Source organism: Bifidobacterium porcinum (assembly GCF_055378475.1).
Window position 1 is genome coordinate 84,981 of the sequence record NZ_AP029603.1, and the last position, 22,550, is coordinate 107,530.

Consider the following 22,550-nt stretch of genomic DNA (forward strand, 5'->3'; position numbering starts at 1 on the left):
AGCCTGACTCCTATATGCCCCAGCGCCCCGCAGCCCTATAGCGACAGGAACAACTCGTGCACACGCGTGTCGTCGGTGAGTTCCGGGTGGAACGCGGTGGCGAGAATGTTGCCTTGCCGCAGACCGACCACATGCCCGTCCACTTCCGTCTCGACAGTGGCTTTCGGGCCAACATGCGCGACATACGGACCGCGGATGAACACGAGCGGCAGGTCGTGGATGTCCCCGAACGAGCCGACAGTCTGGAAGCTGCCCAGCTGCCGCCCGTACGCGTTGCGATGCACAACCGCGTCAAGCTCTCCGAAGTAGACATTGTCGTCGTTGTCGAGCTTGCTGGCGAGCAGAATCATGCCCGCGCATGTTCCAAGCACCGGCTTGCCTGCGTCGATATGCCGTTTGATCGGGTCGAACAATCCGGTCGAATGCAACAACTTGCCTTGCGTGGTGCTTTCCCCGCCGGGCAGGATCACGCGGCTGATGGAGTCGTCGAAATCCTCGGCCGCCCTGAGTAGACGCCAGGATGCGCCCAGTTTGTCAAGGGTTGCCGCATGTTCGGCGAACGCCCCCTGGACGGCGAGGATACCGGTGACGTCGTGCGTCTGGTCGCCGCCCTGCTCCTTTTCGATGTACTGGACCGCTACAACCATAGGGTCCTCCTCTCTTTCATGCTCTCTTCGGCATCTCTGAGCGCGTATCTTGTCGCGCCGTTGTCGCGCCGTTGTCGCGCCAGCCCGTGTCTCACCCGGCTGCGGGCCGACACCGGCGAAGCGCGTCGGCGCCGGCCCGTACTACGCCCGGATCACTCTCCGCGAGCAGCCATGATGGTCTTGATTTCGTCCTCGTTGATGCCGACCATGGCCTCGCCCAGGTTTTCGCTCAGGCGGGCGAGCAGGTCCGCGTCCTGCCAGTTGGCGGTCGCCTGCACAATGGCGGCGGCGCGCTTGGCCGGATCGCCGGACTTGAAGATGCCGGAGCCGACGAACACGCCTTCAGCGCCCAACTCCATCATGAGGGCCGCGTCTGCCGGGGTCGCCACGCCGCCGGCGGCGAAGTTCACGACGGGCAGACGGCCGTTGTCATGCACGTACTTGGCCAGGTCGTAGGGAACTTCCAGCTTCTTGGCGGCTTCGAAGATTTCGTCGTCGCGCAGTGCCTGCAGCTCGTGGATTTGACGGTTCATCGTACGCATGTGGCGCACGGCTTGGATGACATCGCCGGTGCCGGGCTCGCCCTTGGTGCGGATCATCGCGGCACCTTCGGCGATGCGGCGCAGCGCCTCGCCCAGGTTCTTCGCGCCGCACACGAACGGCACTTTGAACTGGGTTTTGTCGATGTGGTACACGTCATCGGCGGGGGAGAGCACCTCGGACTCGTCGATGTAGTCGATATCGATGGCCTGCAAAATGCGCGCCTCGGCGATATGCCCGATGCGCACTTTCGCCATGACCGGGATGGTGACGGCTTCCTGGATGCCCTTGATCATGGCCGGGTCGCTCATACGACTCACACCGCCCGCCGCACGGATGTCCGCGGGAATGCGCTCGAGTGCCATGACCGCGCATGCGCCGGCATCCTGGGCGATTTTCGCCTGTTCCGGGGTGGTGACGTCCATGATGACGCCGCCTTTGAGCATCTGGGCGAGGTTCCTGTTGAGTTCCGCGCGGTTTTCTTCGGCCATGTCAATCCTTTCCGGTTCGGGCGGGCGGGATGTTTGCCGCGTGCGCGCTCGCGTTGCGAATCTGCGATTTTCCGCGTTTTTCTCGCCCGTCATGAGTGATTACGCATCATTATGGCGGGCTGATTGTTTGAAATCCATTACGAAATCGATCCAATACGCGATTTTGTGACCCAGCCAATCTGCGGTTGGATTGGTTGGGTGTGCGGCGAGGGGCCGTCGGTGGGTGTGGGTGTGGTGTGTGGTGGATGGGGTGTGGCGTGCGCGGCGGATGACGGGTGTGGTGGGTGACGAGCGGATGCGTGCGGCGGATGACGGGTGGATGTGTGCCGGAGCAGTGATGACCTGTGGCTGGTGGCTGGTAGCGGGGGTGAGGTTAGTCGGGGGCGGTCGGCGACGTGCTGGTTGTGGCAGGCGTTGATCAGGGCGCGGTTGCGTGTATTCGGATAGGCACGATGCGAGGAGCCAGGTCTGTCCCGCGTTGTGTGAGGATTGGCTCACAAATCGGGTGGTTTGGGAGGTCGGAATCCACTGTGTTGGCCGTCCTGGTGCTGGGTTTGTGAGGATTGGTTCACAAATCGGGTGGTTGGGAAGCAGGAATCTGCTGTTTTACCGGCTCGTGTACCCGGTTTGTGAGGATTTGCTCACACAATGGGTGGTCGGGAGGTCGGAATCCACTGTGTTGTCTGTCTTGGTGCTGGTTTTGTGAGGATTGGCTCACACAGTGAGGGTCGGATGCCCGGAATCAGCAGGCTGGCAGGTGCGGATGACGCGTTGTGTGAGGATTGGCTCACAAAGTGGGTGGTTGGGGTTGGTTCCGAGATGGTGTCCCGCACTCATACGCTCGCTCTGCGTTTGCGTCCCACCCTCGTCCCACCCCGCACCGCGACACGCCCACTCACTTACGAAGTTTCAGATTTTCCATTACGTTAAAACGATGCGTGTCACGAGACACTGCGGCTATTTTTGTAGATTTCGCCTTTCATTGATGCAACTTATGCATCTCGTTCATCAGGCATGTCGAGGAAAATCAACGGATTCGGGATTTCCCGGTCCGGGCTTCGCTGTCTGAATTCACGCCCGTTTCGGCAACAACCTCGCGCGGCAAACGCGGCGTTCATGCGCGCAAACCCGGCGATCGTGCCGAAACGATGAACAAGAAACAACAAAGAAGCAAAACGCAGCAGACAACGAGCAGCGTCAAGAGCTGAAAGAGAAGAAAGGACAACACGTGACTTCGACCATCAGACCTGGCCGTGTTCTTTTCGTGGCTGGATTCGCCACATTCCTTGCCACATTCAACGAAACATTCCTCAACGTGGCATTGAATCCCATCATGCGGGACATGTCGGTGAACGCCGGCGTTGTGCAATGGGTGACGACGGCATACATGCTCGCCGCCGCTGTGATGGTCCCGGTTGCGGGATTCCTGTACAAGAAAGTCCGCACGTCGCGTTTGATGGCGCTATCCCTGGTTCTGCTGGTCGCCGGCAGCATTATCGGCGGAGTCGCACCGAATTTCGCGATTCTGGTTGTGGCGCGCGTCGTGCAGGCGCTTGGCACCGGTATGATCGTGCCGGTCGGTATGAATCTGACGCTCGCTGTCGCGCCGAAGAACAAGATTGGCGTTTACATGGGTATCATCGGTGCGATGACCACACTTGGCCCGGCGTTCGGCCCGATTGTGGCAGGCGCGCTGCTGGCGCATGGCACGTGGCATACGCTGTTTTTCGCGCTCGCCGCCTTGTCCGCGATCTGCTTGGTGTGTTCGGTCCTGTGGGTCGGTGATATCGTGCAGCTGACGCACCCGCATATGGATGCGTTGTCGGTGGTGCTTGCCGCCATCGGTTTGATCGGCCTGCTGTACGGCGTGTCTACGGTGTTCTCCGGTCAGCTGGTCGCCGCTGTTGTCGCGCTGGTTATCGGCGTGGTGGCGCTTGTCGTATTCGTGTTGCGCCAGCGTTGTATTCCTGAGCCGTTCCTGAATCTGGAGCCGTTTGGCAACCGCGCGTTTGTGCTGGGTGTGCTGCTGGTGATCGCCGCGCTGATGACGGTCTTTTCGATGAATATTCTGCTGCCGCTGTTCATGGAGAGTGCGCTTGGTTTCACTCCGTTGCAGGCGGCGCTCACACTGCTGCCGGCGTGCCTTGTGTCGTGTGTGCTGTCGCCGGTGGCGGGCAAGGTGTTTGACCGTTTCGGCGTGGGCTGGCTGGTGAGTGTCGGTATGGCGGTGATTGCGTGCTTCGTGCTGGCGTTGTCGTTTACTGGCGGTTCGACGACCAGCGTGCGGATTGTGCTGCTTTACGCGCCTGCGATTGCCGGTTGCGCTTGCGTGATGGGGCCTGCGCAGTCGTATGCGCTGTCCAGCCTTGACCGCCGGATGTATCCGCATGGCGTGACGATTGTGTCCACGACTTTCCAGATTGCTGGTTGTGTGGGTTCATCCGTGTTTGTTGGGATTCTGTCTGCGGTGTCCGCCGCTCATGAGGCGTTTGGCGAGTCTGTTGCGGTCGGTACGGCTGCGGGCTTCGATATCGCGTGCCGTGTCGCGTTCGTGGTGGATGTGCTGGGCTTTATTGCTGCGCTTGCGCTTGCTCGGGTTGAGGCTAAGGCGAAGGCGGCCGCGGCTGCCGGCGTTGAGGTTTCCGAAGCGCGCGAACAGGATTTGGAACATGCCGGTGAGCCGTCGCTTGCTGATGCGATGAAGCGTGATGTGTACGCTGTCACCGCCGCCGACAGCGCTTACGATGCGCTTGTGGTGATTGTGCGAAACGGCACGACGGGCATTCCGGTGCTCGATGAGCATCATCATGCTGTCGGATTCGTGACGGATGGCGATATTATGCGCACGCTGATCGGCGATACGAATGACAAGGCGTCGATGGCGTATGTCTATGCGCTGTGGGTGCAGGGTGACAAGTTTGCGCAGCGCGTGGCTGGTTTGCGCCAGACCAATGTGATGGAGATTTGCACGCATCGTGTGGTCACGGTGAATGAACATGCCACGATCCGTCGCGTGTGCGAAATGCTTGCCGGCAATCGCATCAAGAAGCTCCCGGTTACCGGTGGTGAGGATGGCAAGCAGGTGGTCGGTGTGATCAGCCGTTCCGATTTGATGCGGTACATGGTCACTACGGTTGCGCCTGCGGATGAGTGACGGGCACTGACGCTGATTGCGATCCTTTTCCCCGAACCGGTTATGCGGAGCAGGCTTGGTGTTACTGAGCCGCTTGGTTGGTGTGCTTCCCTGAACGGGTTGCGTTGATTACCTCTCGCTGTAACCGGTTCGGCGGCGGGGCTTCCACGGTGGATTGTGGTGTGCCGCACTGTGGGGCCGCCTGCGCAAAAAAGAAAAGAGAAACCCGGCGGGGAGAAGAGAAACCGCCGGGTCAGAGAGAAGAAGAGAAGGGATTGAGTTATCGGGTTTGCGCCCGGTCAGCGGATGTCCGCTGATAGTTTGCATACTACCGGGCAAGTCATTGAACACGCCCGTGTTTCTCTGTGAATTGACTGAGAGTCATCGCCTGTGACCGGCATCCTGTCGCAGCGAAGCGGAACGTGGCTGCGGCTCATGACGGATTGCCTGTGACATTGCGCTTGCCGCAGACGATTTGCGACAGGCGATTCCCAACGGGATTCCCGACGAACAATCCGCAGCCGCCGTCCGGTGCGACACGCCATATGCGCCTGACTCGCGTGGCGTCCGCAAACTGATACCATGGCAGAAGTCGCGCACATGCGCGTTGCGATAATTGAATTTCATAACTGAATATGTCATCTTTACGCCGTGTATCGGAGGCGCTTGTCCCGGGATTCAAGTCCCGGCACCAACAACGCAGTCGGTGGGTTAACAAGGCGTGATTGCAGAACCGGGTGCAAGCACCTTGCATCCGGCCCCGTATACGAGCGTAAGGAGAAACGATGAGACGCATCATCGATCTTTGCAAGCGAGTACCGCTTCTTCCAATCACCATCATCAGTGCGCTGCCGATTGCGTTGCTGTGGGGTTTCCGGCCGTGGGGCCATTCCCTCGGTTCCCTTGACCCGTCACTGGGCCAGTACATCATCATCGCGTTGGTCGCGTATACCGTCGTAGACACGATTATCGGCATGGTGGATGATTTGCGCCACGGCCACGTCGGTGTCGATATTCTCGCGGTGATCGCGATTCTGTCCACGGTCGCCGTGGGCGAGTACTGGGCGGCGTGGACTGTCGTACTTATGGTTTGGAGCGGCGAGGCGATTGAGGAATACGCGCAGTCCAAGGCGGAAAGCAACCTGACCGCGCTGATCAAGGCTGCCCCGCAGACCGCGCATGTCGCCGCGCTGCCGGGTGTTGGTTCGGCGGCAGGCAGGGCGCAGCATAGCGAGAACGGCTTCCATAAGACCGCAGACGCGACAAGTGCCGACCGCGCCGATGACTCCCCTACTTCAACGGCTCCGGCGACCGATGACAGCAATGTGCACTTCCGCACGATTCCCGTCGAGGAAGTCAAACTGGATGACGTGCTGACCGTGCTTCCCGGCGAGACCGTCCCTGTTGACGGCGTGCTGATGAGCGGCCAGGCAACCCTCGATTTGAGCAATATCAACGGTGAGCCGGTGCCGCGTGAGGTATTCGCCGGCGCCCGCGTCATGTCGGGGGCGGTCAACGGTTCGACCGCGTTCACCATGCGCGCCACCCAGTTGTCGCACGACTCCCAGTACCAGCGCATTCTAGAACTTGTTGCGTCAGCGCAGAATTCGCGTGCGACCGTCGTGAAAACCGCAGATATCCTTGCTGTGCCGTTCACAGTGATTTCACTGATCATCGCATGCGTGGCGTGGGGTGTGTCCGGCGTGCCGACGCGGTTCGCGCAGGTGCTTGTGCTTGCTACGCCGTGCCCGCTGCTCATCGCCGCCCCGGTTGCGTATATGGCAGGCACTGGTCGCTTGGCGAAGGCTGGGATTTTGATTAAAGCCCAGGATATTTTGGAGAATCTTGGCCGCGTTTCACATATCTTCTTTGACAAGACTGGCACGCTGACAGTCAAGCAGCCGCAGGTCGTGCGCGTTGATTTGCTGCCGGATGCCGGCGCCGGGATCCCGATGCGCGTCACCGAAGCCGGAACGGCCGCCATGGTGGGCAGACCGGCGGGAGACGCCGCTGTCGCTGCCGCGAATACCGCTGCTGCCGTGGTCGCTGGAGGCTCGGGAGCCGATGCCGCTGGGACGGGAGCAGGCTCCGCCCACGCCCGCCTCGACAAGGATCATATTCTCATGCTCGCCGGGGTCGTGGAAACCTACTCCGTGCACATCCTCGCAAAAGGTATTGTGAAGGCGGGGGCGGCGGCAATCGACCGTTTGCATGACCGCTTCGACAAGGGCAACCGCAACTGTGCGCAACCCGCGACCGATCCGGGGCATCGCCGCGGTGATTACCCGGTCGTCAAGAACATCCACGAGGATGCCGGCAAGGGGATTACCGGCACCGTCAATGGGCTGGACGTCAGCGTTGGACGTTTCGCATATGTCACGCAAGGTCAGGTGGACGCCGGCTTGCAACCTCAGTCGGCTACACCGCTTGATTTCTTCCCGGACAGCCGGTACGGCGGTCTCGCCCCTGATGAGATGGCCACGTATGTGGCGGTGAACGGCAAGCTTGCGGCTCGTATCGTGATGAAGGATATTCCGCGGCCGAATGCGAAGGAATCATTGCAGCGTCTGCGCGATTTGGGGGTCAAACATCTGACGATGGTGACCGGCGACAAAGAGCCTAGCGCCCGTATCATCGCCGACGAGGTCGGTATCAGCGACGTCCATTCCGAGCTGCTGCCGGAAGACAAGGTGAATACCGTCCGTTCCGCCGCTCAGGACAAGGTTGCTCCACAGCCGTGGTGGGATCGCATCATCCAGAAGCTGGTCGGCGAGTCGACCACGCGTCCGGTGTCGATGATGGTTGGCGACGGCGTGAACGACGCTCCGGTTCTCGCGGCTGCCGATATCGGCATGGCGATGACCGATGGCACGACGACCGCGGCTTCCGAATCCGCGCAAGTGGTCATCATGAACGACGACATCGCATGCGTGCCGAAGGCGATCGCGATTGCACGGCGGACCAAGCGTGTCATGCTGCAGGCGGTAATTGCCGGCTTGTCGCTGGCGATTGTAGGCATGGTGTGCGCTGCGTTCAATCTGATTCCCGCGGTGGTCGGCGCATTCTTGCAGGAGTTGATTGACGTGGTGTCGATCCTGTGGGCGCTGACCGCGCTGCTCGATCGCGAGTAGGGGGTCGGGCTTCGGGGTTGGTATTTGTCTGCTGTGTGACTCGCTAGTCGCATGGCGGCGGGGTGCGACCCTGGTTCCTTCTTTCTCTGCTTGGTATCTGCCCGTCGTGTGATTGATTGATCGCACGGCGGGCAGTTTTGTGACGGAATCCTGCTCGGGCGCTCGCTATCGGTCCGTGGTGTAATCGGCCGGTTGCACGGCGCTCGTACATCTTCCGCAATTACCGAGGTTGCGTTAGGCTGGAACGCATGGTTGACCAACATGATGACAAGAATGGACTGCGGATTGCAGTGATCGGCGCCGGCCCGGCAGGCGTCTATTCGTCGGATATCTTCCTGCGCCAGCTGCGCAAGGAAGGCGAGAAGCTCGGTGTGGGCACGGACGCCCGCATCGACCTGTTTGAGAAGCTTCCGGTGCCTTTCGGCCTGGTGCGCTACGGTGTGGCCCCGGACCATCCGAGCATCAAATTCATTGCGGATGCACTCGAGAAAACCCTTGACAATCCTGACATCCACCTGTATTGCGATGTGGAGTTCGGCAAGGACGTGACGCTGGACGATCTGCTGCAGCGCTACGACGCTGTGCTTTTCGCAACCGGCGCAGTCAAGGACAAGCCGCTGAATCTGCCTGGCGCAGACCTGGATGGCGTGTACGGTGCCGCAAAATTCGTCGAATGGTATGACGGTTATCCCACCGGCGCCCGCACGTGGCCGCTGGACGCGCAGCAGGTCGCCGTAATCGGCGGCGGCAACGTGGCCATGGACGTCGCCCGCGAGCTCATGCGCAACGCCGACGACCTCAAGGCCCGCACCGACATCCCCGACAACGTGTACGAAGGCATCAAGAACAACAAGGCGCGCGAACTGCACCTGTTCATCCGCCGTGGCGTCGCGCAGGCGAAGTTCTCCGTGCAGGAGCTTCGTGAAATGGAGAAACTGCCGGGAGTCCAGCTGATTATCAACGAGGACGATTTCGAACTTGACGACGACACCATCGAGGAAGCCGGCAAGAACAAGCTGACCCGTCAGATGGTCGAGGAGCTGTACGCGATTCGCGAAATGGCCGAAGACATGGAAGATGACGGCGACGTCGATTTCGAAGGCAACCCCGCGGACCGCAAATACTACGTGCATTTCAATTCCGCTCCGACCGAAGTGCTCGGCGAGGACGGCAAAGTCAAGGCAATCCGTGTGGAACGTACTGAAACCGGAGCTGATGGCGTGATGCACCGCACCGGCGAATTCACCGACTACCCGGTGCAGGCGGTCTACCATGCCATCGGATACAAGCCTGCGACGGCACCCGGAATCGCCTACGATGAGCGGCACGCACATCTGGCGAACGCGGGCGGCGACGGCCGTATCACCACCGAGGCTGAAGGCGGCGAGGTGCGAGACCGCCTGTACGCGACCGGCTGGGCGAAACGCGGTCCGGTGGGCCTGATCGGCTCCACGAAGTCCGACGCCCTGATGATCGTCACCAATATGCTTGAGGACCTGTCGAAGGCCGCCGAGGGTGGCCGCATCGCCCCGGATCGCGACCCCGAATCCATCGACCGCCTGCTTGCCGAACGCGGTGTCGAGCCGATTGATTTCGCCGGCTGGAAGCGTATCGATGCGTTCGAACGTTCCGAGGGCGCGAAGGAAGGCCGCGAACACAAGAAGGTCATCGAGCCTGAGCAGATGCGTACGCTCGCTCACGCCGAGTGATGCGGACGAAGTGGACGCGTGTGAAGTGATGCGGGCGGCGGACTGATGAGTTGGCGGTCTGGCGCTGGCGGACTGATCCAGCGGGCTGACACGCTGGTGGGTCTTCAGTCTGGCATGCTGGCGAGTTTGGCGGGTCGGCATTGCGCGTTGGCACGCTGACGCGCTGGTATCCCGGATTGATCGGAACCGGGACGCGCTGAGCTGAAGGCGTAGCGCCGCAGAACCCCATCGGCATAACCCCAAGAAACGGCGGTGTCGCAACGTTTTTTGCACGTTGCGGCACCCCCGTCGCGTATCTGGAACAGCCATCGCGCCGTATATCAAGCGCGTATTCAGAAAAAACTCAGCGACGGCTTTTAGTGTGAACACCATGAACGGCAACATGAAGGTGCATGGTCACTGCAACGGCTTGAAAACAGTCTTTCTGTTTGGGCTGATGTGGGCAATCATCATGCTGATTTGGTGGCTGACCGGTGCGAGTCAGGACACGCTGGGGGTGTATCTCGTCATCGGTGTGGCCAGCACATTCATCTCATACTGGTTTTCGGATCGCATCTCCATCGCATCGATGGGCGCGCGTCATGTCTCCGAGCAGGAAGCACCTGAACTGTACCGGATCGTGCGTGAACTGTCCGCCCGCGCCGGCAAGCCCATGCCGCGCATCTACATCGCGCCGACCATGAGCCCCAACGCCTTCGCGACCGGCCGTAACGAGCATCACGCCGCCGTCTGCTGCACGCAAGGCATCCTGCAGATCCTCAACGAGCGCGAACTGCGCGGTGTGCTCGGTCACGAGCTTATGCACGTGTACAACCACGACATTCTCACCTCGGCCATTGCATCCGCCATGGCGACGGTCATCACATATCTTGGCTATGCGCTTATGTATTTCGGCGGTGGCGATGACGATGACCGCGATTCCGGGCCGCTGGGCTTCCTGGGGGTCATATTGAGTGCGATTCTCGCGCCGATCGGGGCGTCGCTGATTCAGCTTGCGATCTCTCGGACGCGTGAGTATGACGCCGACGAGGACGGCAGCAAGCTGACCGGAGACCCGGAGGCGCTCGCATCCGCGCTGTACAAGATTTCGTATGGCGTCAAGGAGCATCCGATGGCCGCGACCGCTGGAAATCAAAGCACCGCAGCCATGATGATCGAAAGCCCGTTCAGCGAGGCAGGCTTCCAGAAGCTCTTCTCCACCCATCCGCCGACCGCCGACCGCATCAACCGGCTGATGCAGATGGCCCACGAAATGCACGGCGCCGCCGTCACCATGCCGGGCGAGACCCCGCAGGTGCCCTACCAGCAGACCGCCCAGCCCGCTTACTCCCAGTACGGCCGCTGACTATCGACGGTAAGGTGGGTGCCGGGCGTCGGCAGAAGCTTGTACCGACGCTGAGAATCGGGCGGTTGTGACGGCTTGGTGCCGGCGAGTCGATTGTCGCGTTCCGGCGATTTCTTCGATGGTATGCTAAATGGCTCGTGTTCGTGCCGCCGCCATCTTGGCCGGCAGACGCACGCAATGACAGCGAATGCGGATGAAAGGATTCGGCCGTGGCACAAACTTGGCGACAGGAAGTTCAAGAATCCCAAGACATCCAAGGACTCCCCGGCGATGTTGCGATCAATGACGTTGCAATTGATGACGCCGCTATCGGTGTCGCGACCGGGCAGACCGCAGTACAGTCCGCCACGCATGCGATTTCGCGCCACCGAACGTCAATCGGCATTGTATCGCTCGCGCTTGCGGTCGTTGCGCTTGCCATCGTCGAAGGTCTGATATTGCGGTCCAATACGGCGGACCATGTCGCGGAAATGCGGCTGATTCTTGCCGCGGGCGCGCGTTGGGCGGCGTTCGTGCCGGCAGCGCATACCATCGCCGTATGCTTCTCCGCGGTGGTGGCCGTGCCGGTGATTGTCGTGCTGCTTGGCGTGATTTGGGCGGTAACGCGCAGCGCCGGTCAGATGTTGCGGGGGCTGGCTATGGCTGCGTTGCCGATGGCGGTCGTCGGCCTTATCAAGACGATTGTTGACAGGCCGCGGCCCAGCACTGCCCGCGGCGCATTGATGCCCGACCCGAGCTTCCCCAGCGGGCACACAGCCTGCTCGGTGGTGGTCGTGTCGCTCGCGCTGTTCGCCTTGCATGTCATCGACGCGCGAATCAAGGATTCCCGCGGACTGGCTGGCACGGCAGTGCAATCGTCACAATCGCCGCGATCGCCGCTCGTCTGGCGTGTTCTGCGGACCGTGCTGACGGTCATTCTGGTCGTCGTGCCGTTCGTCGTCGCGCTGTCCCGCGTGATTTACGGCGTGCACTACCCGACCGACGTGTGCACATCGCTCGTTCTGACACCCGTTCTCGTGTGGTGCGTGTACCGGTTGTGCGATCCCGCGCGGTGAGTGGTGCGAGTGCGTCGGGCGCGGTTGATTGTGTCGGCACGCGAATCGCATCGGCGGCTGCCGGTATGATGGCAAACGCCAATCGGCACAAGGCTTTGGACAGGAGATATCATGCAGCGTGACATCGTGAAGGACAGGACGTTCCTCGCCCGCAAATCAGCGCCCGCGACGGCGGATGATACGGCGGTGATCACGGACCTGCGCGACACCCTCGCCGCGCATCATGACGATTGCGTCGGCATGGCCGGCAACATGATCGGCAGTTTGACGCGCATCATCATCGTTACGATGGGTGAAAAAGACGTCGTTATGGTCAACCCTGTGATTATCAAGCGCTCCGGCATGTACCTCACGAAGGAGGGGTGCCTGTCGCTGGAAGGCGTGACGCGGGTCAAGCGGTACGAGAACATCACCGTCGCCTGGCAGGATGACTCCTTCCACAGGCATGTGACCAGCTACGCCGGATGGGTTGCACAGATCATCCAGCACGAGGTCGACCACCTCGACGGCATTCTGGTGTGAGCCCGGTGGCGGTTGTTGTCGGTTGTTGCCGTTGCGTGAGCAAATCCTCACTCACTGCCGGTCAGCCGTGCTCGCCGCGCCAGCCGAATCCATCGCGTCAGCGGCGTTCGTCGCCCCCGGCACCCGTTCCGCCCGCATCCGCCGCGAGAACCACACGTTGAGCAGGGAGCCGGTGACCACAAGCACCACGCCAATCCAGAACGGCAGCCCAAGCGCGACCCCCAACAGCAGGGTGCTGGATGCGGTCGAAAACACCGGCGTCGCATAGGATCCGACTGCCAGCGTTTCCATATTGCCGTGCAGCATGCCGTACCCCCAGCACGCGTATCCGCTGGCAATCGACACGGCGCACGCAATCAACGCAAGATAGCCGCCAATCCCGGGAGCCTGCACGGGTATCCCGTCGCCGGACATGAAGTGGATGATCCATTGGGTGACCGCCACGCAGCAGAAAAAGACCGTCGTGCCGTCGTAGCCGCCGGACATGCTCGGCGTGATCGCCGCGTACACCGCCCAGATCAGAGCGCCGGCGAACGCCAGAATGAACGGCAGCGGATTCGACGCGATATTGCGCAGGGCCGACTGCACGTCCAGACTGTCGCCGCCCACCGCCATCGCAACGCCGACCGTGGCGATGCCCGCGAGGCCTACCGGGCCCTCATCTCCATCCGCACAGGAGCAACGCCCATCGGCGAACCGCCCGCCGAACGCGGACGACGACTCCGTGAACTGCGCGTCACACACGGCATCACCCAACAACAGGTCAGCGACGCCCTCGGCGTCCACTCCAGCCGCATCAGCGAGATCGAACGCGGCACCCGCAACCTGCCCGAACTCGAACGTCGCGCCACCCTCTGGATCCAAACCATCACCACCCCGAACCAACCAAACCAACACGCCGAAACCCTTGACAATGTATAGGAGCATCAAACTTTGAACGGTCATAAAACAGCGCATATACCAATGGAGGCCCCAACCGAAATTGGGGCCTCCATCAGAGAGAAAGGAAGGAGTGACGAGGATTGGTTATTTATTCGGTCAGAGTCTTGGCCTTCTCGTTGACGGCTTCAACCGTCTCGACCGTCTTGGCTTCCTCGTCGGAGATCTCGCCGGCCGCGAGCTTGGCCTCAAGCTGCTCGACGATTTCGGCGTGCATCTTCTCGTTGATCTTCACCTTGAACATGAACACCAGCAGGCTGAGCACGATCAGGACGAGCGGCGTATAGAATGCGCAGACCTCGAAGGTGTGGATGTTCGCAGGGGTCATATCGGCCGCGGTGGCGGTGCCGGTCATGCCCGCCGCAACGGCGATGAAGCCGGTGATGCCGTTCGACAGGGCGCCGCCGATCTTGTCGAGCATCGGGCGGACAGACAGGGTGACGGCCTCGTTGCGCTTGCCGTTCTTCAGCTGGCCGTATTCGATGGAGTCGGTCAGGGACAGGATCGCGGTCATCTGGATGAGCGTGCCCGGCACGTAGAAGAGCACCAGCGCGATGAACACCACGACGATGTTGGTGGAGAACAGACCCAGCAGAACGTAAGCGACGATCATGGAGATCATGCCGCCGATGTACAGGTAGCGGCGCGGAATGCGCTTGTTCAGGATCGGGTACAGCGGGGCCATGATGAGGCCGGCCACCAGCGCGATGACGCCGGTCGCGGAGTAAGCTGCTGGATTATCCAGCACGAACTTGAACAGGAAGAGGAGCACACCGGTGGTGGCCACGTTGGCGATGGCGTACAGCAGGTAGGACAGCGCGACCCACAGCAGCTGGTCGTTCTGGAACAGCGCCTTGAACGCCTCGAGCGGGTTGCCGTTCTTCTGGGCCTTGGAGCGCAGAGCGCTTTCGCTTTCCTTGGTGCCGAACGCGACGGTCCAGGCGGTCAGGATGCCAAACAGCATGACGATGATGCCGAACGCAGTCCAGCCACTCTGGCTCTCGGCATGCTTGCCGGTGAACATGTAGCTGAAGTAGGTGACGATCGGGATGACGAAGACCGTGATGCCGTTGTAGCCGATGGAACCGGTGAAGGATCCCAGGGAGGTGTAGGTGGAACGCTCGTGCGAATCGGAGGACAGCGCCGGGATCATGCCCCAGTAGGAGATATCGCGCAGGGAGTAAAACACATCGAGCACGACGAAGGTGATGACGAACAGCACGATGAACAGCGTGGTGTTCACGTTCACCAGGCCGAACATGCCACTGAAGACGATGGCAAGCAGCACGGACGAGACGGCACCGCCGATGAACTGCCAGGGACGGAAGCGGCCCCACTTGGTGGTGGTGTTGTCGACGATGTTGCCCAGCAACGGGTCGATGAAGATCTCCGCGATGCGGATGATCACTACGAGGCTGGTGATGACGCCGATAAGCTTAGCCGCCAACGCCTTGTCGACGCCGGAGAACAGGCAGCTGGTCACGTACACAACGAAGTACGTGCTCATAGCGTTGTAGAAGGCGGCCTGGCCGAGGTTACCGCATGCGTAGGCGATACGCTGACCGAGCTTGCCCTTGCGGACTCCACCGTCCGCGGCTGTTGCGTTGCTCATTTTTTCTTCTCCTCTAAGATGGTTTGGAGCTGAGATCACCCATTGATCTTGTAGTGCAACTATACGCCATTTTGTAGGCGGAAGTAAAAACATTAGTAATCAAGGCTTTTACCGGCGTGTTGCAATAGTTCCCATAATGCAAAGTCTATCCGTCACCGACTCAAACATATTTATTGGGAGTGCTTGAAAAACAGAGGAAACTGTGACGGTAAATACGATTTGCTTCTTCAGTAAAAAACATTTATCATTACTAGTAAAGGAAGGTTGGCTTCCACATCATTCACAACGAAGTAATGAAAGAAAGCAGGAAACATGACAAACAGCAATCGTGTTGAGCACGCATCCGAGACGTGGCTGACCGACGCGACTGTGTTCGAGGTCAACCGCACGCCGGCCCATTCCAACCATAAGTGTTTCACGCATGATCCGCAGAGTGGTGAGTACTCCGATCTCATGCAAAGCCTTGACGGAGAATGGCGCGTCGAGATTGTACAGGCTTCCGACATCGACTTCAACGAAGAGCCGTTTGCTGCCGAAAACTTCGATGATTCCGCTTTCTCCCGCGTTCAGGTTCCGGGCCATCTGCAGATGGCAGGACTGCTGAAGAACAAGTACGTGAATATCCAGTATCCGTGGGACGGCCACGAGAACCCGCTGGAGCCGAATGTTCCGGAAAACAATCACGTGGCGCTCTACCGCAGGAAGTTCGTTGTGTCCAAGCGTCTTGCGGATACCAAGGAGTCCGGAGGAAGCGTCTCCATCGTCTTCCATGGAATGGCAACCGCGATCTACGTATGGGTCAACGGCCTGTTCGCAGGTTACGGCGAGGACGGATTCACTCCCAACGAGTTCGATATCACCGACCTGCTGCATGACGGAGAGAACGTTGTGGCGGTCGCCTGCTACGAGTATTCCAGCGCATCCTGGCTTGAAGACCAGGACTTCTGGCGTCTGCACGGGCTGTTCCGCTCCGTCGAACTGACGGCGCAGCCCCACGTCCATGTCGAGAACATGCAGCTCGAAGCCGACTGGGACGCCGAGTCCGGCACCGCCTCTCTTGATGCCACATTGTCCGTGCGCAACGCTTCCGATGCCGCTACCATCTCGGCCACGTTGAAGGATTCCGAAGGCAACGTGGTATGGGAGACATCGACCAACGCCGACACCAATACCACATTCGCAAGCGGTTCCTTGCAGGGCCTCGAGCCGTGGAGCGCCGAGAACCCGTCCCTGTACGAACTTGAAGTCAACGTCATCGACCAGGCCGGCAACATTGTCGAAGCCGTCGTCCAGAAGGTCGGCTTCCGTCGCTTCCGCATCGAAAACGGCATCATGACCCTTAACGGCAAGCGCGTCGTATTCAAAGGCGCGGACCGTCACGAGTTCGACGCCAAGCGAGGCCGCTCCATCACCGAGCAGGACATGATCGATGACGTGATTTTCTGCAAGCGCCACAACATCAACGCCATCCGCACCTCGCACTATCCGAACCAGGAACGTTGGTACGACCTGTGCGATGAGTACGGCATCTACCTGATTGATGAGACCAATCTCGAAACCCATGGCAGCTGGTGCCTGCCCGGCGACGTGGTCACCGCCGAGACCGCAGTTCCGGGAAGCCAGGCACGTTGGGAAGGTGCCTGCGTCGACCGTGTCAACAGCATGATGCGCCGCGATTACAACCACCCGAGCGTGGTCATCTGGTCCCTCGGCAACGAGTCCTACACCGGCGATGTGTTCCGCGCCATGTACAAGCACGTGCACGACATCGATCCGAACCGCCCCGTGCACTACGAGGGCATGACGAAGAACCGCGACTACGACGACGTGACCGACATCGAAACCGCCATGTACATGCACGCTGATGTGATTGAGGAATATCTCAAGAACGATCCGCAGAAGCCGTACATCTCCTGCGAGTACATGCACGCAATGGGCAACTCGGTCGGCAATCTGGACGAATACACGGCACTGGAGCGCTACCCGCACTATCAGGGCGGCTTCATCTGGGACTTCATTGATCAGGCAATCTATGCCACCCAGCCGGACGGCTCCACCCGTCTGTGCTATGGCGGAGACTTCGGCGATCGTCCGAGTGATTACGAGTTCTCCGGCAACGGACTGGTCTTCGCCGACCGTACTCCCACGCCGAAGGCCCAGGAGGTCAAGCAGCTGTACTCCAACGTCCATATCGACGTGACCGATCACTCGGTGTCCATCAAGAACGACAATCTGTTCATCTCGACCGGCGGATACCAGTTCGTGCTGCGCATCCTCGCTGATGGAGAGCCGGTATGGCAGTCCGAACGCCGCTTCGACGTGCCCGCCGATTCGACATGCACGTTCGATGTCGAATGGCCGGTGGATCTCTATCGCGACAATGCCGATGAACTGGTGCTTGAAGTGTCCCAGCGCCTCGCTGAGGCGACCGATTGGGCTCCTGCCGGATACGAACTCACCTTCGGCCAGACTATTGTGGATGGAACGAAGGCAGCCGAAAACACGACCCTGCCTGCGGACGGCATCGTCACTGTTGGCCGTTGGAACGCGGGTGTTCAGGGTTCCGGACGAGAGATTCTCCTTTCTCGCACCCAGGGCGGCCTGGTCTCCTACACGTTCGACGGTCACGAATTCGTGCTTCGTCGCCCGGCGATTACCACATTCCGCGCGCTGACGGACAACGACCGTGGCGCCGGCCATGGATTCGAGCGAGCCCAGTGGATGACGGCCGGCCGTTACGCCCGTTGCGTGGACAATGTCATCGAACAGGTCAACGAAGACACGCTCAAGGCCGTATACACGTATGAGCTTGCTACGCCGCAACGCACCAAGGTCACCGTCGGATACACCGCCGATACCACTGGCCGTCTGAACCTGCATGTGGAATATCCCGGCGAGTCCGGGGAACTGCCCACCATTCCCGCGTTCGGCATCGAATGGACTCTGCCGGTCCAGTATTCGAACCTGAGGTTCTTCGGTGCTGGCCCCGAGGAAACGTACCAGGATCGCAAGCACGCCAAGCTGGGCGTGTGGAGCACCGACGCGTTCAAGGATCATGCTCCGTATCTCATGCCGCAGGAGACGGGCAACCACGAAGAGGTCCGTTGGGCGGAGATCACCGATGAAAATGGACACGGCCTGCGAGTCAGCCGCGCGAACGGTGCCGCACCGTTCGCTGTGAGCCTGCAGCCGTATTCCAGCTTCATGATCGAAGAAGCCCAGCACCAGGACGAGTTGCCGACTCCGAAGCACATGTTCCTCCGTGTGCTCGCCGCGCAGATGGGTGTCGGCGGCGACGACTCCTGGATGTCTCCGGTCCACTCCCAGTATCACATCCCCGCCGATCAGCCGATCAGCCTCGATGTCAATCTCGAACTGATCTGACGATCGGCTAGCGTGTCCCTCCTCTTACTCCTTCCAGCGGAGGAGGGAAGGCATCGTCTTGCAAGGTTCCTTACCTTGGATTAACCGGTGACGATGCTTTATAACGCAGAGGATGCGGCATGAATTCATGTTTCCCGTATGCCGCATCCTCTGCTCATATCAGGAGAAGAGGCCTGATGTCCAGCCCTGAGGGTTGGGCATCAGGCCTCTTTCGTATGGTTTTCATAAGGATGGCACGAAACTGTCCCTGACCACCAGTTTTGTGGAAAGCCTCATGTGCTGGTGTACGGATCGTCCGGTGGATAGCGCTTCCGACAGCATAAACACCGCGGCCTTGGCCAATTCGTCTTTGTTGATGTCGTACGATGACAGCGCGGGCGAGGTATACTTCGCTATCTCTTGATTGTTGATGCTGACCATGCGCATATCTCTCGGTACTAGGATCCCAGCGGACGCAAACGCTTGAAGCACGCCGACTGCAATCGTGTCGGCGGCAATGATGACGGCATCCGGAAGGTCGTTACTGTGCATTTGTATGAGTTTTTCACCGAGAGCCCGTCCGTTCTCCATAGTGAACGGTCCTTCTTCCAAGACGAGACCGTTGATGTCAAGTCCGAGACGCACTGCCCAATTCCGGAACGCGAACGCACGGGGATCTTCCGGATACTCATGATCGCCCATAATGTTCCCGACTCCGCCGATGAAGGCTATGCGTCGGTTCCCGGAGGCGATCAACGTATCCAACGCGTCCAAAACGGTTTGTTCCAAATCCGGTTGCACCGAATCAAACAGGTCCGGTGCCGGATTAATATCGATGAATACTCCATGCTGAAAAGCCTCATGCAATCGTAGGAGCACATCCTTCTCAAACGGTGCCGGACCGATTGAAATAAAACCGGCATACTTGCCTTTATGCTTGATTAGATCCTTCACATCACGATACTCAGTTACATGCATGCGCTCATCTTCCGCATGCTGGCAGAGGGATGCCTTGAGCTCGTTGAAGTACATGTCTTGCAAGCCCTTGTCCGGAACAGCATTGTCCAACAAGGCGATGTCCTGAGGAATGGTGACACGCTGGTATCGCGGCACATTCTCATATCCCAATTCAAGACTGGCGTTCAGGACTTTTTGACGGGTAGCCTCCTTGACCGACAGCGAGGGATCGTCATTGAGTATCCTCGATACGGTTGCAGGGGAGAATCCAGCCCTTTCTGCAATCTCCCTGATTGTAGCCATGAAAATCTACCTCCTCTTGGCAGACGAAAGCTAAACAAATTTAGTAACAAGTTTATCATGTTTCTCTTTAGAAATTCATGATAACGCCCGGTTTGTTGCGCACTTTGGTTGAAGCCTGAATGAAGAGCATGGCCCGTCGTCTGGGTACGATTTCAGTCGCCAAACAAAAACCGCTATGGAAAGAGGCGACGGAACCATGCAGGATTAGATTCTACAGGTCGATGAGAACATGCTCGAGACGAAGCTGGACCGATTGGTGTCCCGGAAGGTCGAGGAGCTGTTGAACGCGATGCCGGACGCTTCAGGCCGACGAGATCACCGGCGCGGCCAGGTACGAGCGTACCGGGGAGAGGAGGGCGTACCGGGCGGGCCATTACGAGCGGGACCTGACCGTGAAGGCCGGCACCGTGACTCTGAAGGTCCCGAAGCTCAAGGGCGCGCTGTTCGAGTCGGCGGTGATCGACCGCTACAGGCGTCGTGAGCAGAGCGTCGAGGAGGCGCCGGTCGTGCCGACCTGATCATACTGGACGAGTTCGGCTACGTACCCTTCGACATCGACGGGGCGCGCCTGCTCTACCAGATCATCGCGGGCAGCTACGAAAGACGGAACATCATCTCCGCCACGAACATCGAGTCCGGCAAATGGGGCACGGTCTTCGCGGACGACAAACTCGCCGCCGCGACCGGCGACCGCATCGTGCACCACGGGCGGCTCCTCGAGTCCGCGGGCCAGAGCCGCCGCGTCAGTGAGGCCCTCATGTTCGGCAGGAACACCTCCGCGCAACCGAAAAAATAAGGAAAATGCATGCAACTGCCTAAACCCGAAAAAAATACATGACTAAACACGAAACGTCGACTTGACGAAATACAAAATAATCAGGCGAACAGCCAGGCGAACGCGGAGACACCCAGTCGGACGAACGGCCGGACGAGCCGCACCATGCTACTGCCGTTTCGTGCGCGACTGCCACCACCAGCCGATGACGTCAAGAATCATACCGGCCGCCGTGATGATGATAATCGGAACGTCGTGACCCCTGACGCCGAAGACGATCAGCAATATACCGAGTGCGATTTGCGCGATGAGCAAGCCTTTGTCCATGTGTCCCTCCAGATATTGTGCTCTTGCGACGATAGTCCTAGGAGTTCGGTAGCGGCGTCAGCGTCCCGGGTAGTGGTCCCGCGCGGGCAGGATGCGCAAATCGGCTCGCTGTGGTAAAGTGCTTACTTGTATGTGCGGCTTTGCCGTGCATCTGCGGATGTAGTTCATCGGTAGAATGGAAGCTTCCCAAGCTTCAGAGGCGGGTTCGACTCCCGTCATCCGCTCTCGCGATCGCGGTACCGGCTTGGTGCCGCGATTTTTCGTATCATGACGAGTCCCGCCTTCTCAAACCGGTTGCGCTGGGCGAGGTACAAACGTAACCGGTTCGAGAAGGCGAGAAGGCGAGCAGGTGGAGGAGCGCAATGCGGCACGACTCATCCGCTGAGGCATGCTGCTCTCGATGCCGGTGTTCGCTACCCGTTGTGTGAGCGATTCCTTGCACGGTGACCTGTGGAAGTGGACAGGTCGGCTGGTTTGGGCTCTTTGGGTGCCACTGTATGAGCGAATCCTCACGTGCAGCGTCGATGGTGCGCTTGTGACTTTGCCGCGCCCGGCCTTCACCGCCCGCGATCGTATCGGTCCATGAGCCGCAGTTGTGCGCTCCACGGCAGGAATCGCGCGGCGAACAGTCCGGCTTTCACCTGCCAGGTCGGCACGATGATAAGCTTGCCGGCCAGCGTCTTGTCGATCGCGTATCGCGCAACCGCGCGGCTGGATGCGCCCGGCGTGAGGAATTCCCCGCCCGCGGTCGCGTTGAAATGCGTGTCGACCGGTCCAGGGCACAGCGCGCTCACGGTGACGGGAACGCGGTCGCGCCGCAGCTCCTGCGCTACGGCCAGCGTGAGTTTGAGCGTGTAATTCTTGGTCGCGTAGTAGGTGGCGAGACGCGGTCCGACCAGGAATCCGGCGGCGCTGCATACGTTGAGCAGCCGGCAGTGCCCGTCACGCCTGAACTTGCGGACGAATAGTTTGGTGAGCACGTGGTAGGAGACCACGTTGAGGTTGATCATCTCGAGCTCGCGGTCCAGCGGGGTGTCGGTGAAGTCGCCGAACAGGCCGAATCCGGCGTTATTGACGAGCAGGTCGATGCGTTCGTCACGGTAGCGCGCGAACAGTTGCTCGCACGCGCTACGCTGCGCCAGATCAAGCGCGACGGTTTCGACCGTGATGGTTTTGCCGTGCGCGCTTGCGATCCGTTGCGCTTCTTGCGCTACATTGTCCAGACGCGCCTGATTGCGGGCGATGAGCGCGAGGTCGTATCCGAGTTCGGCGAGATACAGCGCCATGTCGCGGCCCAATCCGCTCGACGCTCCGGTGACGATTGCTTTCATTGCAGCTCCTTGTTCTGTTTCTGCCGACGCTGGGTGGGGTGTGAGTGTCGGTGGTGGGTTGATGGTGGCCGCTCTGAGACCTGGTTTGTGAGCGAATCCTCGCACAACGGTGTGTGGCGGACAGAAAATGACTGATATTGGTGTCCGAGGTGCCGTTGTGTGAGTGAATCCTCGCAAAGTGGGGTGTGGAGCGTTCGGATTTGCCGGTTTCGGTGTTCGTGCTACCCGTTTTGTGAGTCGATCCTCACAAAGTGGCGCGGTGAGCGTCGGTGGCGGGTCGGGTTTTGTTTCTGCCGACACTGACAGACATCTCAGCGTCGGCAGAAGGTTAATAGGACACCGCGTAGCCGGGACGCGTCGGGACGCCGTG

At 60.0% G+C, this 22,550-nt stretch carries 14 protein-coding genes, 1 tRNA gene and 3 pseudogenes; 11 read left to right on the forward strand and 7 right to left on the reverse strand.

Translation table 11 applies throughout. The annotated features are described in order from the left end of the window. Positions 1 to 35 precede the first annotated feature (35 nt). Positions 36 to 647, reverse strand: coding sequence for a pyridoxal 5'-phosphate synthase glutaminase subunit PdxT (gene pdxT / locus ACZ41G_RS00330; protein WP_278767836.1), 612 nt, complete (start codon positions 645 to 647; stop codon positions 36 to 38). A 152-nt stretch (positions 648 to 799) separates the two neighbouring features. After that, the gene (pdxS, locus tag ACZ41G_RS00335; RefSeq protein WP_015449602.1) at positions 800 to 1,678 is read right to left on the reverse strand and encodes a pyridoxal 5'-phosphate synthase lyase subunit PdxS; all 879 of its coding nucleotides are present in this window, start codon (positions 1,676 to 1,678) and stop codon (positions 800 to 802) included. Positions 1,679 to 2,906: 1,228 nt separating this feature from the next. Between pdxS and ACZ41G_RS00340 the strand changes: the two genes are divergently transcribed. The 6 genes from ACZ41G_RS00340 to ACZ41G_RS00365 all read left to right on the forward strand — a co-directional run bounded on the left by ACZ41G_RS00340 (position 2,907) and on the right by ACZ41G_RS00365 (position 12,573). Then, positions 2,907 to 4,832: a DHA2 family efflux MFS transporter permease subunit gene (locus ACZ41G_RS00340; protein ID WP_464145309.1), complete on the forward strand. Its 1,926-nt coding sequence runs from the start codon at positions 2,907 to 2,909 to the stop codon at positions 4,830 to 4,832. Positions 4,833 to 5,596: 764 nt separating this feature from the next. Next, the gene (locus ACZ41G_RS00345) at positions 5,597 to 7,942 is read left to right on the forward strand and encodes an HAD-IC family P-type ATPase (RefSeq protein WP_464145311.1); all 2,346 of its coding nucleotides are present in this window, start codon (positions 5,597 to 5,599) and stop codon (positions 7,940 to 7,942) included. A 248-nt stretch (positions 7,943 to 8,190) separates the two neighbouring features. After that, positions 8,191 to 9,651 (forward strand): FAD-dependent oxidoreductase, encoded by a 1,461-nt coding sequence (locus ACZ41G_RS00350; protein ID WP_321046141.1) that lies wholly within the window; start codon positions 8,191 to 8,193, stop codon positions 9,649 to 9,651. A 370-nt stretch (positions 9,652 to 10,021) separates the two neighbouring features. Continuing rightward, positions 10,022 to 10,996, forward strand: coding sequence for a zinc metalloprotease HtpX (htpX, locus tag ACZ41G_RS00355; protein WP_033507543.1), 975 nt, complete (start codon positions 10,022 to 10,024; stop codon positions 10,994 to 10,996). 209 nt (positions 10,997 to 11,205) lie between these two features. Next, the gene (locus ACZ41G_RS00360) at positions 11,206 to 12,051 is read left to right on the forward strand and encodes a phosphatase PAP2 family protein (protein WP_464145313.1); all 846 of its coding nucleotides are present in this window, start codon (positions 11,206 to 11,208) and stop codon (positions 12,049 to 12,051) included. Positions 12,052 to 12,162: 111 nt separating this feature from the next. Further along, entirely contained in the window at positions 12,163 to 12,573 is a 411-nt protein-coding gene (locus ACZ41G_RS00365; protein ID WP_441481720.1) for a peptide deformylase, read from the forward strand. Between the two features lie 51 nt (positions 12,574 to 12,624). Here ACZ41G_RS00365 and ACZ41G_RS00370 read toward each other — a convergent pair. Next, positions 12,625 to 13,209 (reverse strand): annotated as a pseudogene (locus ACZ41G_RS00370) (EamA family transporter); the annotation flags it as partial. Positions 13,210 to 13,320: 111 nt separating this feature from the next. On the opposite strand from ACZ41G_RS00370, the gene ACZ41G_RS00375 reads away from it, so the two are divergent. Then, complete coding sequence (locus ACZ41G_RS00375; RefSeq protein WP_412171283.1) at positions 13,321 to 13,494, forward strand: helix-turn-helix domain-containing protein; 174 nt, start codon at positions 13,321 to 13,323, stop codon at positions 13,492 to 13,494. A gap of 109 nt (positions 13,495 to 13,603) precedes the next feature. Here the strand turns inward: ACZ41G_RS00375 and ACZ41G_RS00380 are convergent, their stop codons facing one another. Continuing rightward, the gene (locus tag ACZ41G_RS00380; protein ID WP_412171284.1) at positions 13,604 to 15,124 is read right to left on the reverse strand and encodes a glycoside-pentoside-hexuronide (GPH):cation symporter; all 1,521 of its coding nucleotides are present in this window, start codon (positions 15,122 to 15,124) and stop codon (positions 13,604 to 13,606) included. A 312-nt stretch (positions 15,125 to 15,436) separates the two neighbouring features. On the opposite strand from ACZ41G_RS00380, the gene lacZ reads away from it, so the two are divergent. Next, entirely contained in the window at positions 15,437 to 18,508 is a 3,072-nt protein-coding gene (gene lacZ / locus ACZ41G_RS00385; protein ID WP_464145315.1) for a beta-galactosidase, LacZ type, read from the forward strand. A 222-nt stretch (positions 18,509 to 18,730) separates the two neighbouring features. Here the strand turns inward: lacZ and ACZ41G_RS00390 are convergent, their stop codons facing one another. Further along, positions 18,731 to 19,747: a LacI family DNA-binding transcriptional regulator gene (locus tag ACZ41G_RS00390; protein ID WP_304326619.1), complete on the reverse strand. Its 1,017-nt coding sequence runs from the start codon at positions 19,745 to 19,747 to the stop codon at positions 18,731 to 18,733. A 229-nt stretch (positions 19,748 to 19,976) separates the two neighbouring features. Here ACZ41G_RS00390 and ACZ41G_RS00395 point away from each other — a divergent pair. Continuing rightward, positions 19,977 to 20,247, forward strand: a pseudogene (locus ACZ41G_RS00395) (transposase); the annotation flags it as partial. Between the two features lie 2 nt (positions 20,248 to 20,249). Then, a pseudogene (locus tag ACZ41G_RS00400) lies at positions 20,250 to 20,543 on the forward strand (ATP-binding protein); the annotation flags it as partial. A 147-nt stretch (positions 20,544 to 20,690) separates the two neighbouring features. Here the strand turns inward: ACZ41G_RS00400 and ACZ41G_RS00405 are convergent. Continuing rightward, complete coding sequence (locus ACZ41G_RS00405) at positions 20,691 to 20,849, reverse strand: hypothetical protein (protein WP_155809247.1); 159 nt, start codon at positions 20,847 to 20,849, stop codon at positions 20,691 to 20,693. 153 nt (positions 20,850 to 21,002) lie between these two features. On the opposite strand from ACZ41G_RS00405, the gene ACZ41G_RS00410 reads away from it, so the two are divergent. After that, positions 21,003 to 21,073, forward strand: a tRNA-Gly gene (locus tag ACZ41G_RS00410). Between the two features lie 333 nt (positions 21,074 to 21,406). Here the strand turns inward: ACZ41G_RS00410 and ACZ41G_RS00415 are convergent. Further along, positions 21,407 to 22,180 (reverse strand): SDR family NAD(P)-dependent oxidoreductase, encoded by a 774-nt coding sequence (locus tag ACZ41G_RS00415; protein WP_464145318.1) that lies wholly within the window; start codon positions 22,178 to 22,180, stop codon positions 21,407 to 21,409. Positions 22,181 to 22,550 lie beyond the last annotated feature (370 nt).